The following is a 13,568-nucleotide window of genomic DNA, read 5'->3' on the forward strand; positions in this document are numbered from 1 at the left end:
GGGGGGTGCGGCGGGCCTGGCGTCAGCCGTGGTCGGACGGCAGCTCGGCCCAGACGACTCGGGCGGGCCGGCCGGACACCGGCGTCACGCCCCAGTCCCGGCTCAGCGTGTCGACCAGCAAGAGCCCGCGCCCGTGCTGGTCGTCGGGTCCGGGGCGGAGCGCGGCTGGCAGTGTGGGGCCGCCGTTTCGGTCCTCGACCTCGATCCGTATCCGGTCGGACGTACCGTGCAGCCGGCAGGTGATCCGCTCGCCGGCCGTGTGCACGAGGGCGTTCGTGACCAGCTCCGAGGTCACCAGGACCGCGTCGTCCCGGGGGCCGTCGGGGATGCCCCAGGCGGTCAGCAGGTCCTGTACGACACGCCGGGCCGTGCCGACGGCCGCCGGCTGCGCGGGCAGGTCGAACGCGGCGGCGCGGCGGGGGAGCGGGTCCCCGGAGGCGAGCCGGTCGGGGCCGAGGGGCCCAGGGAGTCGACCGAGGCGCCCGCCTCCGGGTGGTCTCGGGACACCGGCCCCGATCGGCGGCCGGTACGGGTGCTTCAGGGGGCCCGGGACGGGGTGTGGGCCCGCCTCGGAGTCGTCCGTGGCCCGGTCCGGGACGTCCGCCGTGTCCGTGCGCCGGAGCGGTTCCTCAACGGCGTCCACCCGGCCGCCCCGCCGTTCCGCGCTCTCCGGCGCCGGGCGTGACTGGTCCGTGCCGTCCAGGATTCGGGTTGGCTGGTTTGCGCTGTCAAGCGATGGGTGCGGCTGGTCCGTATCCGACCCGCCCGCGTCGTTCGGCATCGGGTGTGGGCGGTCAGCGGTGGCGTCCGGGCGGTCCCCGTAACCGTTCTGGCGGGGTAACGCCGACAGGCGGGACGGGCCGGGAGGCAGGGGTGCCTGGGCGGCGCTCCGGTTCTCGGGTCGGTGGTGGAGCGGTCGGGGGAGGGAGGGCGGAGCCATCGCCGTGCGCCTTTCGTCCGGCCTCGCATGGGGGGTTGCGGTGTCAGGCCGACCGTGCGCAGCGGACGACACGGCTCCCGCGAGGCCGTGATGCGGCCCTGGTCTCCCCCAACCAGGCCGCGCCGCCTGCTCCTTCGGTCGGCCGGAGCAGTGAATCCACTCTCGCATCGCCCAACAACGGTCCGCAACCAGCAAGTTGAAATTTGCAAGTGGCGAAGTGCATGCTGCTCCGGCCAGAACGTGATCGAATGGGCCCGGGAGAGCGACCGTGTGTGACGGTGTCCCTTGACCTGGTGAGGGGGTGTGGGGCATGACCGCGGAGACCGACTGGGGCGGCGCCCCCTCCGTCCTGCGCATGATCCTCGGCCGGCAACTGGAGGAGCTGCGGACCCGGGCCGGCCTCAGCTACGCCGAGGCGGGCACCGCCATCGGCGTCAGCCACTCCACCATCCGCCGCATGGAGGCCGCCAAGGTGGCCCGGCTGCGTCTCGCGGACGCCGAGAAGCTGCTCCAGGTCTACGGCGTCGCCGACCGGGACGAGATCGACACCTTCCTGAAGTCCGTGCGCGAGGCCAACAAGCGCGGCTGGTGGCACACCTACCGCGATGTGATGCCCGACTGGTTCGCCGCCTATCTCAGCCTGGAACAGGCCGCGTTGCAGATCCGCGCATACGAGAACCAGTTCGTGCACGGCCTGTTGCAGACCGAGGACTATGCCCGCGCCCTGATCGCCGCGGACAGTCCGCACGCCTCCGCCGAGGCCACCGAGCGCCGGGTCGCGCTGCGCATGCGCCGCCAGGAGCTGCTGGCCCGCGAAGCGCCGCCGCGGGTGTGGGTGGTGATGGACGAGACGGCGCTGCGCTGGCCGGTCGGCGGACCGGCGGTGATGCGGGCGCAGATCGATCACCTCGTCGAGATCAACCGGCTGCCCCACGTGACCCTGCAGCTCATGCCGTTCGCCAACGGACCGCACCCGGCGATGCGGGCGGGCGCCTACCATCTCTTCCGGTTCAGGGCCCGCGAACTGCCCGACATCGTGTACCTCAACGGCCTGGTCGGGGCCGTCTACCTCGACAAGGCCGACGACGTCGTGGTGTACCGGGAGGCGCTGGACCGGCTCGGCGCCCAGGCCGCGCCCGCCAGGAAGACCGAGGCCCTGCTCGCCGCGATCCGCAGGGAGTTGTGACGCACGCCCGCACCGCCCCCTGTACGCGAGAACCTGACCCCTCGACCGAATGGAGACACGGCGTTGCCCGACAACGGATGGCCGGCCGACCGCATCGACACCGAGAACGCCCACTCCGCCCGCATCTACGACTACATCCTCGGCGGCAAGGACTACTACCCCGCCGACCAGGAGGCCGGTGACGCCATGTCCCGGGAGTGGCCCGCGCTCCCGGTCCACATGCGCGCCAACCGCGACTGGATGAACCGCGCCGTGCGCTGGCTCGCCCAGGAGGCGGGCATGCGCCAGTTCCTGGACATCGGCACCGGCATCCCCACCTCGCCCAACCTGCACGAGATCGCCCAGGCCGTGGCGCCCGAGTCCCGGGTCGTCTACGTCGACAACGACCCGATCGTCCTCAGCCTCTCGCAGGGCCTGCTGGCCAGCGCGCCCGAGGGCCGTACCTCGTACATCGAGGCCGACTTCCGAGACCCGGCGGCCATCCTGGACGCCCCTGAGCTGCGCGAGACCCTGGACCTGGACAAGCCCGTCGCGCTCACCGTCATCGCCATCGTCCACTTCATGCTCGACGCGGACGACGCGGTCGGTGTCGTACGCCGGCTGCTGGAGCCGCTGCCCTCGGGCAGCCATCTGGCGATGTCCATCGGCACCGCCGAGTTCGCCCCCGCGGAGGTGGGCCGGGTCGCCCGTGAGTACGCGGCCCGCAACATGCCGATGCGGCTGCGCACGATCGATGAGGCCCATGAGTTCTTCGAGGGCCTTCAGCTGGTCGAGCCGGGCATCGTTCAGGTCCACAAGTGGCACCCCGACGGCACCGGAGAGCGGGACATCCGCGACGAGGACATCGCGATGTACGGCGCGGTCGCCCGCAAGCCCTGACACTCCGATTTCAGGCCTCGACAGACCAGGGGCCGGGGTCCGCACCCACCTCCCGGACCCCGGCCCCGCCACCCCTTTCGTACGGCGGGGCGGCGGTACGCCGGCCGGTATGACCGCCCGCGTCCATACCTTCGACGCCCGGGAGGGCGGTACCTTCCGGGTCTCCCTGAGCTACGACGACCCGTCCGCCACGGGCATCCCCGACGACATCCCCCGCGAGGACAACGAACTGGGCACCCGCATGGCCCTCGACAACCTCGCCCGGCTCGTCGAGGGACCGCACGCCCGCCGGCCGTCCGTGGCGGAATGACCGAAAGGACGCTGAAAGGCGACCGGAATTCGGCACAACCATCCGACTGCCTCATGTTCCGGGTCCGGAGTGGGAAAAAGCCGAGAGAAAGCGGAACCGGTGCGAGGGAAATGAGGTCTTAAAGTCCGTCGACGGCCGGGATCAGTCCGGTCGTACCGAAACCGGGGGAATAAGACCTATGTCCGTCCGCAGTCGCAAGATCATAGTCACCGCCGTCGCCCTCACCGGCGGCCTCACGCTGGCCGCCGTGACCCCCGCCCTCGCGGGCACCGGCGCGAGCCGCACCACCCGTGCCGCCGGCGTGTCCTCCGCCCAGGGCGACCCGCGCAATGTCACCCAGCACGTGGCCGACTTCTACGGCGCCTACATCGACGCCGTCTGGTCCACAGACGACAAGTCCGCCGGTGACGCGGCCAAGGCGCTGCGGGCCTTCTACCTCTCCGCCGCCGCACAGAAGAAGGTCGCCGCCTTCGAGAAGAAGGAGCACGCCGACGGCATCCTCTTCGCGCAGAACGTGCCGGTGAAGTGGAAGGTGACCTACACCGGCTCCGGCGCCGGCCACGCCACCAGCCGGGTCACGCTCACCTGGAGCGATGGGCCGCACGCCGAGGTCAGCCGGATCGACGTGCAGTCCGACCTGAAGACCCTGAAGATCACCGACCTCAAGTCGGTCCGCTGACCGGGGGGCGTGCGGTCCCGCCCCGCCCCCACTCGGGGCGGGGCCCACGCCTGCCGTGACGGCAAGGGCAGTTGAACCGGGCGGCCGTGCGTCCGCAGTGGCCAACCTGTGCGCCGTCCGGCACTGCACCGGGGCCGAGAGCCAGCGCTGGGCCCGCTTTTCGGCCCGGACGGCAACACGATCACCAACCGGCTCGCAAGGCGGTCACCCCGAAGGGCAACTCGCTCGCCGACGGCACCTGGCTGACGCCGTGGACGAAGAGCGGGGCCGATGTGCAGGAGTGGAGCGTGGACGGGTTCTGAGCGCGCACGGCCTTCGAGCGTCCCCGGCCTTCCGGCAGGTGCCGCCCGCCCTCACCCGTACCGGAAGCCGTTCGCGCCGGCGACCCGGCCGTGGTGGCGGCGTCGGTCGACCGTCGTGCGGTGCAGCGCGATGAGCGCGGCGTCGTCGTCCAGCCGGCCACCGGCATGGGCCAGCAGGTCGCGTCGCACATGGTGCATCAGCGCCTCAGGGGCGTCGTCGGTCCAGAGCGCGGCCCGCTCGGTGAGCGGATAGAACCGGCCGCGGGCGTCCCGGGCCTCCACCACGCCGTCGGTGTACAGCAGCAGGGTGTCACCGGGCTCGAAGGAGAAGACGTCCAGCGTGTGCTCGCTGTTGCAGCTGTGCACCCCGAGCGGAGGGGAGGGGTGCAGGCTCGGGACCGTGACGGCGTGGCCGGGGCTCAGCAGCAGCGGCGGCGGATGGCCGCAGCTGGTCATCCGGGTCACCGGATCCCGGTCCGGGATCTCCACCAGCAGCGCGGTGGCGAACCGCTCGCCCGCCTCCTCCGGCGGGTCCAGATCCGCCGCGTAACGAGTGACGCTCTGCTCCAGCAGATCGGCCAGTTCCTCGAGCGGGATGTGCCGGTGGGCGCTCTCCCGGAAGGCGCCGAGCAGCAGCGCGGCCTCGCCGATCGCGGGCAGCCCCTTGCCGCGCACGTCACCGATCAGGACCCGTACCGCGCCGTCGCACCGGGTCGCCGCGTACAGGTCGCCGCCGATCTGCGCCTCGTCCTCCGCCGCCAGATACAGCGAGGCGATCCGCAGCGGGCCGATCTGCTCGGGCAGCGGCCACATCAGCACGTGCTGTGCGGCCTCGGCGACCGTGCGGACCTGGGCCAGCTGGGCCTGCCGGCGCTCCCGCAGCGCGCTGTAGACCACCAGCGTCACCGTCAGCACCGCGAGGGTGATGATCTGCACGATGTGGTTCGTGGTGCCGATCCCGCCGTGGGTGAAGCCGATCAGGGTCTGCGCGGCGAGTGCCAGCCCCCCGACGGCCGCCGTGGTCCGGGGCCCGGCGAAGGAAGGGGTGATCGCGGGCGCGATCACCAGCGCCGGGCCCAGGTGGATACTGGTGGGGGCCTGCATGTCCACCACCGTGATCACCACGATGAGGGCAACCGGGAGCAACAGCAGAGCGTGCACCGACTGCCACGGCTGCCGCGGGCCCGCTCTGAGCCAGGGGGTCATCCTTCCAGCGTGCTCCCGGCCCGCAGACGATGCACGCCCGTGCGGCCGCAGGCCGACGAGACGGCGTCCGGCGGGGCACGCTCACCGGCCTCGGCGTGCTGAGCACGCCGGCGGTCGCCACGGTGCAGGGCGATCCGCGACCCCGCCACCCTGGCGCCGGCCGGGGCGGGCGAGCCGCCGTGAACCCGCCCGACCGTGCGCCGTGTCGGTGCGATCGCGCCGGGTACCCGTACGCCCCTGGGTCCGCAGCCGACCCGGGGCCTAGGGGCCGCGAACGGAGATGCCATGACGCACAACGGGGAGGACGCCGCTCCCCTCCGGCGCCCGGAGGTCACCGAGCTGCGCCTCGCCGCGGGCGGACCGGACCAGCCCGCCACGCCCGGACCGGACCTGCCGCAGGACCGCAGCCAGGCGATCCTGGAGGCCGCCAAGCAGATCGGCGCCCTGCTCAAACGCGCCGGCCACCGCTTCGCGCTCGCCGGCAGCGTGGCCGTCTACGCCCACGGCGGCAGCCGCTACCTCCAGCACGACGCCGACTTCTGCGTGCTGCCCGACGACGCCGAGGCGGTGGCCGCGTCCCTGCGCGAGGCCGGCCTGCCCATCCGGACACCGCCCGAGGACTGGCTGCTGAAGACCACCTGCCGTGGGCAGAACATCGACATCATCTTCGCCCTCGCGCACCAGCCCGTGACGGAGGAGATGCTGGATCGCGCCCATGTCCTGCCGGTCGACTCGGTGCTGATGCCCGTCCTCTCCCCGACCGATCTGATCCACAGCCTGATCAGCGCCTTCTCCGAGCACTACTGCGATTTCGGGGCCGTCCTGCCGGTGGCCCGCGCCGTCCGCGAGAAGGTCGACTGGGACGCGCTCCGGGTGGCCTGCGGCGATCAGCCCATGCCGGCCGCCTTCCTCTTCCTCCTCGAACGGCTGAACGTGATCGACCCCCAGGAGGGGCAGCCATGACCGACACGAGCCCGCCGCCCCCGTCGGCGGCCGGCAACCTGGACTACCGCGTCGCCCATCTCGCCGAGCGCCTGGCCACCGGGGACCTCGGAGAGCTCGGCGTACGGCTGGAGCTGCGCGGCGACGCTATTCTGCTGACCGGCACCGTGCCGTCCAGCCAGTGCCGGGACGACATCTGCCACATGGCCCGCGAAGAACTGGCGGGGCACCCCGTCCACTGCGACATCCTCGTCGCCGGGACCTCCTCGCCCGACCACGGAGAGGACCTGACATGATCCGCGTCGCGGCCGTCGGGGACATCCACATGAGCCCCGAGAGCCAGGGCACGCTGCGCTCCTCCTTCGAGACGCTGCGCGAGTGCGCCGACGTCCTGCTGCTCGCCGGGGACCTCACCCGGCACGGTACGACCGAGGAGGCCGCCGTCGTCGCACGGGAGATCAAGGACCTCGGGGTGCCGGTCGTCGCCGTCCTGGGCAACCACGACCACCACGACGAACGGCCCGAGGAGGTCAGCATGATCCTGCGGGACGCCGGGGCCCACGTCCTGGAGGGAGAGGCCGCCGTGGTGGGCAACGGCGGGACCCGGATCGGGGTCGCCGGGACCAAGGGCTTCGGCGGCGGATTCGTCGGACGCTGTGCCGGGGAGTTCGGCGAACCCCTCATGAAGGAGTTCGTCCGCTACAGCCGTCGGTGCGCCGACAGTCTGCACGCGGCCCTGAAGGACCTGGCCGACCGGAACTGCGACGTCCGGATCGCCCTGACCCACTTCTCGCCCGTTCCGGACACCCTGGCCGGGGAGCCGCAGGAGATCTATCCGTTCCTCGGCAGCTATCTGCTCGCGGAGGCGATCGACACCGCCGGCGCCGACCTCGCCGTCCACGGCCATGCCCACGCGGGCACCGAGCACGGCATGACCAGCGGCGGCGTTCGCGTACGGAACGTGGCCCAGCCGGTCATCGGCCAGGCCTTCCACGTGTACAACCTGCCGGGCCACGAGGAGGACGCGCCGGGGTGAGCCGGGCGGACCGCCCGCTTCCTGGTCCGTCCGGGTGCGTGCAGCGCGTTTCCTGCCTTGTCGGGGGCGGGGCCGAGCGCGTGTCTCTGGGCTGGTCGGGGGGCGTGGCCGGTGTCTTCGGGCCGGTGTGGCAGCCGGATTCGGGGCTTCCGGCTGGTCAGGGGCCGTGCCCAGCGTCTCTGGGCTGGTCAGGGGGCCGTGGGCGGTGTCTCCGGGCTGGTGTGGGAGCCGGATTGGGCGCTTGCGGCTGGTCAGGGGTCGTGCCCAGTGTCTCTGGGCTGGTCAGGGGTCCGTGGCCGGTGTCTTCGGGCCGGTCAGGGAGCCGTACCCAGGCGACTCTGGGAGGGTCAGGCGCACGTGCCCAGAGCCTCCCGGGCGGTCATGTCGCCGTCCTTCGCGGGCACGGTCACCGGCACCAGCCCACCCCGCCGCCGGACCAGCAGGCCCGCGCCGATCGACCCGGCGATGAGGAGACCACCGGCGATCAGGGCGCCGCGTGCGCCCGCCCACTCCATGAGCAGGCCCAGCAGGGGCGGCCCGCCGAGGCTCCACACGGTGCCGATGCTGCTCCACACCCCGAGCACCCGGCCGCGCAGATGGGCCGGCGGGTCGGTCTGCAGGACGGCCGTCCCCGCGGTGTCGGAGACGGACTCCACCACGGCCATGGGCAGCACCAGCACCATCAGCACGGCCAGCGAGGGCGACAGGCCCGCGACGACCTGGAGGAGGGCGCCCGCCGCCGCGAGCAGCCCCACGACCCGTACGGAGGGCTTGCGGAGCCGGGCGCCGAGGATCGCGCCGATGATGCCGCCGACCGCGAGCACCGTGGAGACGGTGCCGAACGAACCGGCGCCGCCCGCGAGCGGGCCGGTGACGAGGACGGCGAGGGTGAGGCCGTAGTTGCGGCCGAAGACCGAGCTGATCCCGGTGATTCCGGCGAGGGCCATCAGACGGGGCCGGCGCACGAAGAACCGCAGGCCGTCGCGCACGCTCATCTCCGCCTGTGCCGGGGCGGGGGCCGTCTGCGGCTCGGCCGCCGGCTCCCGCACCGCTCCGTGGACGGGCCGCAGGAAGGGCACGACCGAGGCCACGAACAGGAAGGACAGCCCGTTGGCGGCGTACGCGGCGCCCGTGCCGACGAACCCGACGGCCACACCGGCGAGCGCGGTGCCGGCCAGCCGCCCCGCGCTGTGCACGAGGGCACCCACACCGATCGCCGACGGCACGTCCTCGCGGGGCACCAGATCATTGCCGAGCAGCGCGCACGCCGGCCCGTCGACAGTGGCGATGATGCCGGTCACGGCGGCCAGCACCAGCAGCGTGGTCATGTCGATCCGGTCCAGCGCCACCAGCAGCGCCGTGGTGAACGCGACGGCGCCGAGCAGCGTCTGGCTCACCGCGACCGTCAGCTTCCGGGGCCAGCGGTCCACGGCCGCGCCGCCGAGCAGGCTCACGAACAGTGCGGGCGCCGCCTGCACGGAGATCGACAGGCCGGTCGCCGCGGCGGAACCGGTGATGTGCAGCACGAGCAGGTTCTGCACGGTGAGCTGCATCCAGGTGCCGGCGTTCGACACGAAGTTCGCGGCCGACCACCAGCGCATGCTGCGGTGTCGCAAGGACCGCCACGGCGAGCGGGAGACGGGCGCGGAACTGGGCACGGCCGTGGGCTGGGCAGGGGCAGCAGACACAGGGGGGTACTCGACAACCAAGGGAGTCGGGGAGAGACCGGCGGAACCCGTCGAGCCGGCTGCACTGCGCGGCCGGGCCGCCCGGTCAGGGCGCCAGCCCATCGTGGCAGACGGGAGGGCACAGTGGTCGGCGAGGTCTCTGCCGAGGGGCTGTCGGGAGGGCCAAAGCCCCGGGCAGGTAGGGCATTTGAGCCCGGCGTGGGGTTCCTCACAGGCCCCGGTTTGTCCGAGCGCGAGTGCGGGCTGCGCGGTCGGCAGCACACCGTGACGTCCCGCCGAAGGAGGCCCTTATGCGTGACGAACACCACGGACGCACAGCGCCACCGGAGCCCCGGTCACGCTCCGGAGCGTTCGGTCACCGCTTTCCGCGCACCGGCACCGAACCGGCCACCGCCCGCAGCGCACTTCGGCTGCGCCAGCTGCTGTCCGCCGTCTTCCTGCCGCTGTTCGCCGCGGCGACGGCCGGCTTCGCCGTCTGGGCGGCGCACTCGGGTCCCGGCGCCGGCCCGGGCAGCGGTCCGCTGACCGCCCTCGCGGTGGTGTGCGGTGTCCTCACGCTGGCAGCGGCGCTGGATCTCGCGGTGGTGACGGCGCGCAGGCGGCGGGAGCGGGGCGTGGACGCCGCGGGTCCGGGCCCTCGCCGGTGAGCGGGGCGTGCTCACGAGCACCCTCAGCACGCGCGCACCTGAGGACCACAGACGGGGCGCGCCCCAGCCGCCACCGGTGATCCGGGCCCGCCGCTGCGTCCTCTCGGCGGACTGGCGTCTGAGGTCCTGGGTCCCCGGCTGTGCCGGATCTGGGTGGTGCGTCCTTTCGGCGGACTGGTGTTTGCGATCCTGGGATCCCGGCTGTGCCGGAGCTGGGCGGTGCGTCCTCTCGGCGGGCTGCCGTCCGTGGTTTCGGCTTCCGGCCGTGCCGGGCCCCCCGGTGTGTCCTCTCGGCGGACTGGCGTCAGCGGTTCCGGCTTCCGGCCGAACCGGGCGCCGCGGGGATACGTCCGAGGGCCGCCTGCCGGGCGGCACACGAACCCGTCGAGGGTCCGCAGGCCCACCTGATCGCCTGCGCCCTACCGCTGCGGGTGGCGGGCAAGCCCCGTCCCGGATATGCGGCTACCGCGCGGGCGCGAACAACCACGACGGACCTGCAGTCACCGGATGGCAGACCCCTTGCACCTCCTGAGGCGCTCAGCGATTGACCGCGCGCATCCCCGCCTCGTCGTACCGCTCGCCCGCCACCTCGGGCAGCTCCGCGTCGATGCGGGCCAGGTCCTCCTTGGTCAGCTCGATGCCGACTGCGGCAGCGTTCTGCTCCAGGTAGGTGCGCCGCTTGGTGCCAGGGATCGGCACCAGGTCCTCACCCTGGGCCAGCACCCAGGCGATGGCCAACTGGGCAGGCGTCACGTCCTTCTCGGCGGCGATCTCCTTCACCTTCGCCGCCAGCCGCAGGTTCGCCTCCAGATTGGCGTCCGTGAAGCGCGGGTTGTTGCGCCGGAAGTCGTTCTCGTCCAGCTCGTCCGGCGACGTGAAGCGGCCGGCGAGGAAGCCGCGGCCGAGCGGGGAGTACGGCACGAAGCCGATGCCGAGCTCCCGGCAGGCCGGCAGCACCTCGGCCTCCACATCGCGCGTCCACAGCGAGTACTCGCTCTGGACGGCGGTGATCGGGTGCACCGCGTGCGCCCGCCGGATGGTCTCCGCGCTCGCCTCGCTCAGCCCGATGTGCCGCACCTTGCCCTCGGCGACCAGCTCGCCCAGCGCGCCGACCGTCTCCTCGATGGGCACGTTCGGGTCGACCCGGTGCTGGTAGTACAGGTCGATGTGGTCGGTGCCCAGCCGCTGCAGCGAGCCGTGGACCGACTCACGGACGTGCTCGGCGGAGCCGTCCTGCCGGCCGACGGTCGACATGTCGCCGGGCACGGCGTCGTCCATCCGGTAGTTGAACTTGGTTGCGAGCACATACTCGTCGCGGTGCCCCCGGATCGCCTCGCCGACCAGCGACTCGTTGGTCAGCGGCCCGTACACCTGCGCGGTGTCGAGGAAGTTGATCCCCAGTTCGAGGGCCCGCCGGATGGTCGCGATGGCCTCCTCCTGGTCGGCGGAGCCGTAGAAGGCGGACATGCCCATACAGCCAAGGCCGAGAGCCGATACTTCGAGATCCCGCAGACTGCGCTTCTGCATGTGATGTCCCAGCCTCTCCTGCACACACTCGATGGTCGCTCCGTACGGCACACGGATGCGCACACCCGCGTGCCGTACGTCTGCGACGCTACGAGTTGGAGCGCTCTCCAAGTCAAGCAACGCTCCGAGCGCGACCAGGAATCCAGCCGCACCGGCAACTCGAACAGGTCGTTCTGGTTGACCACCGTGTGGGCGCGTCCCCGGCCGGGATGGTCTTGCCGCCGACCGGCACGTCCTCGGTGGCGAAGCGGATCAGGACGTGTGAGGTCGGGGTGGGCGGACCGCCTTGCGGAAGCTGTTGAAGCGGGCGGCGCGGGCCTTGCCGGCGTCGGTGCCGGGCGTGGGCCGTGGCCCGCCGGAGGGGGGCGCCGAGCGGAAACGTTCGGCTTCGGCGAGGGCGCGGCCGGGCGGCGCCCGGGGAGGCCGGCCGGGCCCCCTCCGGCGGGGCGGCGGGCCCGTGGACCGGGGCGGCCGCCACGGCGGCCGGAGCCTCGGCCGGCGCGGCGGTGCGCGGCAGCGGCAGCGGCCTCGAGGGGTCGGTGAGGATGTCCCGCGGGACGAGCATCAGCACACCCGTGCCGCCGCGCGCGGACGGCCGGAACGACACCGTCAGCAAGGTTCCGCGCTCCATGAACTGAGCGGCCGTACCCGCGCGTTGACCGCGAAGAGAACGACTCGCGCGCTTCGGGCCCGCGCCGCGCCGAGCCGTTCAAGGGGCCTGCATGGGAGGACGGATCCGAGGGGGTGAAGGTTGCCTCCAGGGCCCGGATTCCGCCGCTGTGGGCCTGTGGGTCTTCCCACACCCCTGTCCGTCCGTAAAGGATCTTGACGCTTGCCTCCCGGCTCGCTGAACTGTCACCGATCGGGTCTCACCACCACAGAGGCCCACACCGGGGGAGGGACCGGGCGCATGTCGGAACGGCAGCGGCGCGACCAGCAGGTGATCGACGAGTTCCGGACGGCGGCCGGCGTCGGCGGCGGCCGCCCGCACCACCCGGCCCTGCACCACAACCCCCGCGCCCGCCCCGCCGCCCGCGTCGAAGTCAGCACCGGCACTTGATCCGTACATCTCTACGATGACGGTTGAAACGGGTGGATCACGAAAAAGCGCCCCGAGGCCGGAATACCGGGACCGGGGTGAAGGGGGCGATGGACATGACGGGGGAGCCGAAGGCGATGGGCTGCCGTGTCTCATGACGACTGAAGCGCGCATCGAGTGGTGCCGCCCGCTCCTCGCACGGCTCGCCCGCTTCACCGGGCGCACGCTGCGGGGCGAGTGGCACGCCATCGTTGTCGAACCCGTGCGGCGGCTCATGCGGCGCGGACTGTCCGGGCTGCTGCTGGCCTTCGTCGCCGCGTTCGGCGTCATCTTCTTCCACGCGATCGCCCAGCATCCGCTCGGCGCGGTATGGGTGACGCGGCTCGGCGGTGTAAGAGCCGACCTGCCCCTGTGGCTGTCGCTGCTGCGCACGCCCGTGTCTCTGTACGTCCCGGCGCTCGACCTGCCCGTGTGGGCGGGCATCACCCAGCTGTTCCTCGCCTTCGCCTGGGCCGAACTGGCCCTGGGCCGGGGCCGGACGCTGGCGATCTCCTACGCCACCACCGTGGCCGGCACGCTCACCGCCCGCGTGATGATCGCGCTGGGTCCCGGCTGGTGGGGCTTCGGGCTGCCGCACACGTACGCCGGGGTGCTCGACACCGGACCCTCGGCGGCCGTCGTCGGCCTGTTCACCTATCTCTCGGTGGTCAAACGCGCGCCCGTGGTGTTCACCCTGACCGGCGGCTCGATGGTGTGGGAGTCCATCGCCGTGCCCAACCTGGCCGGCCGTGAGCACCTGATCGCGGTGGCCTCGGCGATCGTCCTCGGCCTGCTGCACGGCCGCCGCGCACGACTGCGGGCCCGTCTGGGGTCCCTGCTGCCTGTCCGGGACCGCGGACCCGCGCCCACGGAACCCCCCGTGACCCCCGCGTCCGCACCGCCCCGGACCGTGCCGGTACAGGCGAGCGCCGAACGGTCGCGGGCAGCGTCGCAGGAACGGTCGGAGGACACCGCGATGACCTCCCTGGAGTGCTGATTCCATCGCGTGTGCCTGTGGCGCTGCCCACCCCGTCGATGTGATGGTTTTCGCACGTCCACACACGCGGCCACCCCCTAAGGTTGCCGCGAAGTACCGCAGGGCGTGGCTGACACCATGGTGTTCGTCGCCGGCAGGCAGCTGAAGGGAA

The 13,568-nt window shown here is 72.6% G+C and carries 13 protein-coding genes and 1 pseudogene; 10 read left to right on the forward strand and 4 right to left on the reverse strand.

Translation table 11 applies throughout. The features are described from left to right. Positions 1–22 precede the first annotated feature (22 nt). A complete protein-coding gene (locus ACZ5NH_RS04350; protein WP_468772907.1) occupies positions 23–643 on the reverse strand; it encodes an ATP-binding protein in 621 nt (206 codons plus the stop codon). A 607-nt stretch (positions 644–1,250) separates the two neighbouring features. On the opposite strand from ACZ5NH_RS04350, the gene ACZ5NH_RS04355 reads away from it, so the two are divergent. The 4 genes and pseudogenes from ACZ5NH_RS04355 (at position 1,251) to ACZ5NH_RS04370 (ending at position 3,994) form a co-directional block, all read left to right on the forward strand. Continuing rightward, positions 1,251–2,126, forward strand: coding sequence for a helix-turn-helix domain-containing protein (locus tag ACZ5NH_RS04355; RefSeq protein WP_388625642.1), 876 nt, complete (start codon positions 1,251–1,253; stop codon positions 2,124–2,126). Positions 2,127–2,189: 63 nt separating this feature from the next. Continuing rightward, on the forward strand, positions 2,190–3,005 hold the full coding sequence (locus ACZ5NH_RS04360) for an SAM-dependent methyltransferase (RefSeq protein ID WP_468772908.1): 816 nt from the start codon (positions 2,190–2,192) through the stop codon (positions 3,003–3,005). 100 nt (positions 3,006–3,105) lie between these two features. Continuing rightward, positions 3,106–3,315: pseudogene (locus ACZ5NH_RS04365) on the forward strand (SRPBCC family protein); the annotation flags it as partial. A gap of 178 nt (positions 3,316–3,493) precedes the next feature. Beyond that, complete coding sequence (locus tag ACZ5NH_RS04370) at positions 3,494–3,994, forward strand: hypothetical protein (protein WP_468772909.1); 501 nt, start codon at positions 3,494–3,496, stop codon at positions 3,992–3,994. 353 nt (positions 3,995–4,347) lie between these two features. Here ACZ5NH_RS04370 and ACZ5NH_RS04375 read toward each other — a convergent pair whose 3' ends face one another. Next, positions 4,348–5,502 carry a PP2C family protein-serine/threonine phosphatase gene (locus tag ACZ5NH_RS04375; protein ID WP_468772910.1) on the reverse strand — a complete coding sequence of 385 codons (1,155 nt, stop codon included), beginning with the start codon at positions 5,500–5,502 and terminating at the stop codon, positions 4,348–4,350. 285 nt (positions 5,503–5,787) lie between these two features. Here ACZ5NH_RS04375 and ACZ5NH_RS04380 point away from each other — a divergent pair, with 285 nt between their 5' ends. Genes ACZ5NH_RS04380 through ACZ5NH_RS04390 form a run of 3 tightly spaced genes read left to right on the forward strand, consistent with a single transcriptional unit; the run spans position 5,788 to position 7,480 of the window. Then, complete coding sequence (locus ACZ5NH_RS04380) at positions 5,788–6,465, forward strand: nucleotidyltransferase family protein (protein ID WP_468772911.1); 678 nt, start codon at positions 5,788–5,790, stop codon at positions 6,463–6,465. Further along, positions 6,462–6,740, forward strand: coding sequence for a hypothetical protein (locus ACZ5NH_RS04385; RefSeq protein WP_450983716.1), 279 nt, complete (start codon positions 6,462–6,464; stop codon positions 6,738–6,740). Before ACZ5NH_RS04380 ends, ACZ5NH_RS04385 begins: the two co-directional genes overlap by 4 nt. Continuing rightward, the gene (locus ACZ5NH_RS04390) at positions 6,737–7,480 is read left to right on the forward strand and encodes a metallophosphoesterase family protein (RefSeq protein WP_468772912.1); all 744 of its coding nucleotides are present in this window, start codon (positions 6,737–6,739) and stop codon (positions 7,478–7,480) included. The genes ACZ5NH_RS04385 and ACZ5NH_RS04390 overlap by 4 nt, the downstream gene beginning before the upstream one ends. 347 nt (positions 7,481–7,827) lie before the next feature. On the opposite strand, the gene ACZ5NH_RS04395 is transcribed toward ACZ5NH_RS04390, so the two are convergent. Beyond that, positions 7,828–9,081: an MFS transporter gene (locus tag ACZ5NH_RS04395; RefSeq protein WP_468773087.1), complete on the reverse strand. Its 1,254-nt coding sequence runs from the start codon at positions 9,079–9,081 to the stop codon at positions 7,828–7,830. A gap of 377 nt (positions 9,082–9,458) precedes the next feature. Between ACZ5NH_RS04395 and ACZ5NH_RS04400 the strand changes: the two genes are divergently transcribed. Continuing rightward, positions 9,459–9,815: a DUF6343 family protein gene (locus ACZ5NH_RS04400; RefSeq protein ID WP_468772913.1), complete on the forward strand. Its 357-nt coding sequence runs from the start codon at positions 9,459–9,461 to the stop codon at positions 9,813–9,815. Between the two features lie 537 nt (positions 9,816–10,352). Here the strand turns inward: ACZ5NH_RS04400 and ACZ5NH_RS04405 are convergent. Then, positions 10,353–11,342 carry an aldo/keto reductase gene (locus ACZ5NH_RS04405; RefSeq protein WP_468772914.1) on the reverse strand — a complete coding sequence of 330 codons (990 nt, stop codon included), beginning with the start codon at positions 11,340–11,342 and terminating at the stop codon, positions 10,353–10,355. A 910-nt stretch (positions 11,343–12,252) separates the two neighbouring features. On the opposite strand from ACZ5NH_RS04405, the gene ACZ5NH_RS04410 reads away from it, so the two are divergent. Both ACZ5NH_RS04410 and ACZ5NH_RS04415 read left to right on the forward strand, forming a co-directional pair. Further along, positions 12,253–12,402, forward strand: a complete 150-nt coding sequence (locus ACZ5NH_RS04410) for a hypothetical protein (protein ID WP_388625666.1) — start codon at positions 12,253–12,255, stop codon at positions 12,400–12,402. Positions 12,403–12,535: 133 nt separating this feature from the next. Further along, positions 12,536–13,417: a hypothetical protein gene (locus ACZ5NH_RS04415; protein WP_468772915.1), complete on the forward strand. Its 882-nt coding sequence runs from the start codon at positions 12,536–12,538 to the stop codon at positions 13,415–13,417. Positions 13,418–13,568: the final 151 nt, after the last annotated feature.

Source organism: Streptomyces sp. NPDC031426, from assembly GCF_055581585.1.

Excerpts from the sequence above, each read along its gene's own strand:
- ACZ5NH_RS04355 (WP_388625642.1), top strand. The coding sequence starts at position 1,251 with ATGACCGCGGAGACCGACTGGGGCGGCGCCCCCTCCGTCCTGCGCATG.
- ACZ5NH_RS04370 (WP_468772909.1), top strand. The coding sequence starts at position 3,494 with ATGTCCGTCCGCAGTCGCAAGATCATAGTCACCGCCGTCGCCCTCACC.
- ACZ5NH_RS04375 (WP_468772910.1), bottom strand. The coding sequence starts at position 5,502 with ATGACCCCCTGGCTCAGAGCGGGCCCGCGGCAGCCGTGGCAGTCGGTG.
- ACZ5NH_RS04380 (WP_468772911.1), top strand. The coding sequence starts at position 5,788 with ATGACGCACAACGGGGAGGACGCCGCTCCCCTCCGGCGCCCGGAGGTC.
- ACZ5NH_RS04385 (WP_450983716.1), top strand. The coding sequence starts at position 6,462 with ATGACCGACACGAGCCCGCCGCCCCCGTCGGCGGCCGGCAACCTGGAC.
- ACZ5NH_RS04390 (WP_468772912.1), top strand. The coding sequence starts at position 6,737 with ATGATCCGCGTCGCGGCCGTCGGGGACATCCACATGAGCCCCGAGAGC.
- ACZ5NH_RS04395 (WP_468773087.1), bottom strand. The coding sequence starts at position 9,081 with ATGCGCTGGTGGTCGGCCGCGAACTTCGTGTCGAACGCCGGCACCTGG.
- ACZ5NH_RS04400 (WP_468772913.1), top strand. The coding sequence starts at position 9,459 with ATGCGTGACGAACACCACGGACGCACAGCGCCACCGGAGCCCCGGTCA.
- ACZ5NH_RS04405 (WP_468772914.1), bottom strand. The coding sequence starts at position 11,342 with ATGCAGAAGCGCAGTCTGCGGGATCTCGAAGTATCGGCTCTCGGCCTT.
- ACZ5NH_RS04410 (WP_388625666.1), top strand. The coding sequence starts at position 12,253 with ATGTCGGAACGGCAGCGGCGCGACCAGCAGGTGATCGACGAGTTCCGG.
- ACZ5NH_RS04415 (WP_468772915.1), top strand. The coding sequence starts at position 12,536 with ATGACGACTGAAGCGCGCATCGAGTGGTGCCGCCCGCTCCTCGCACGG.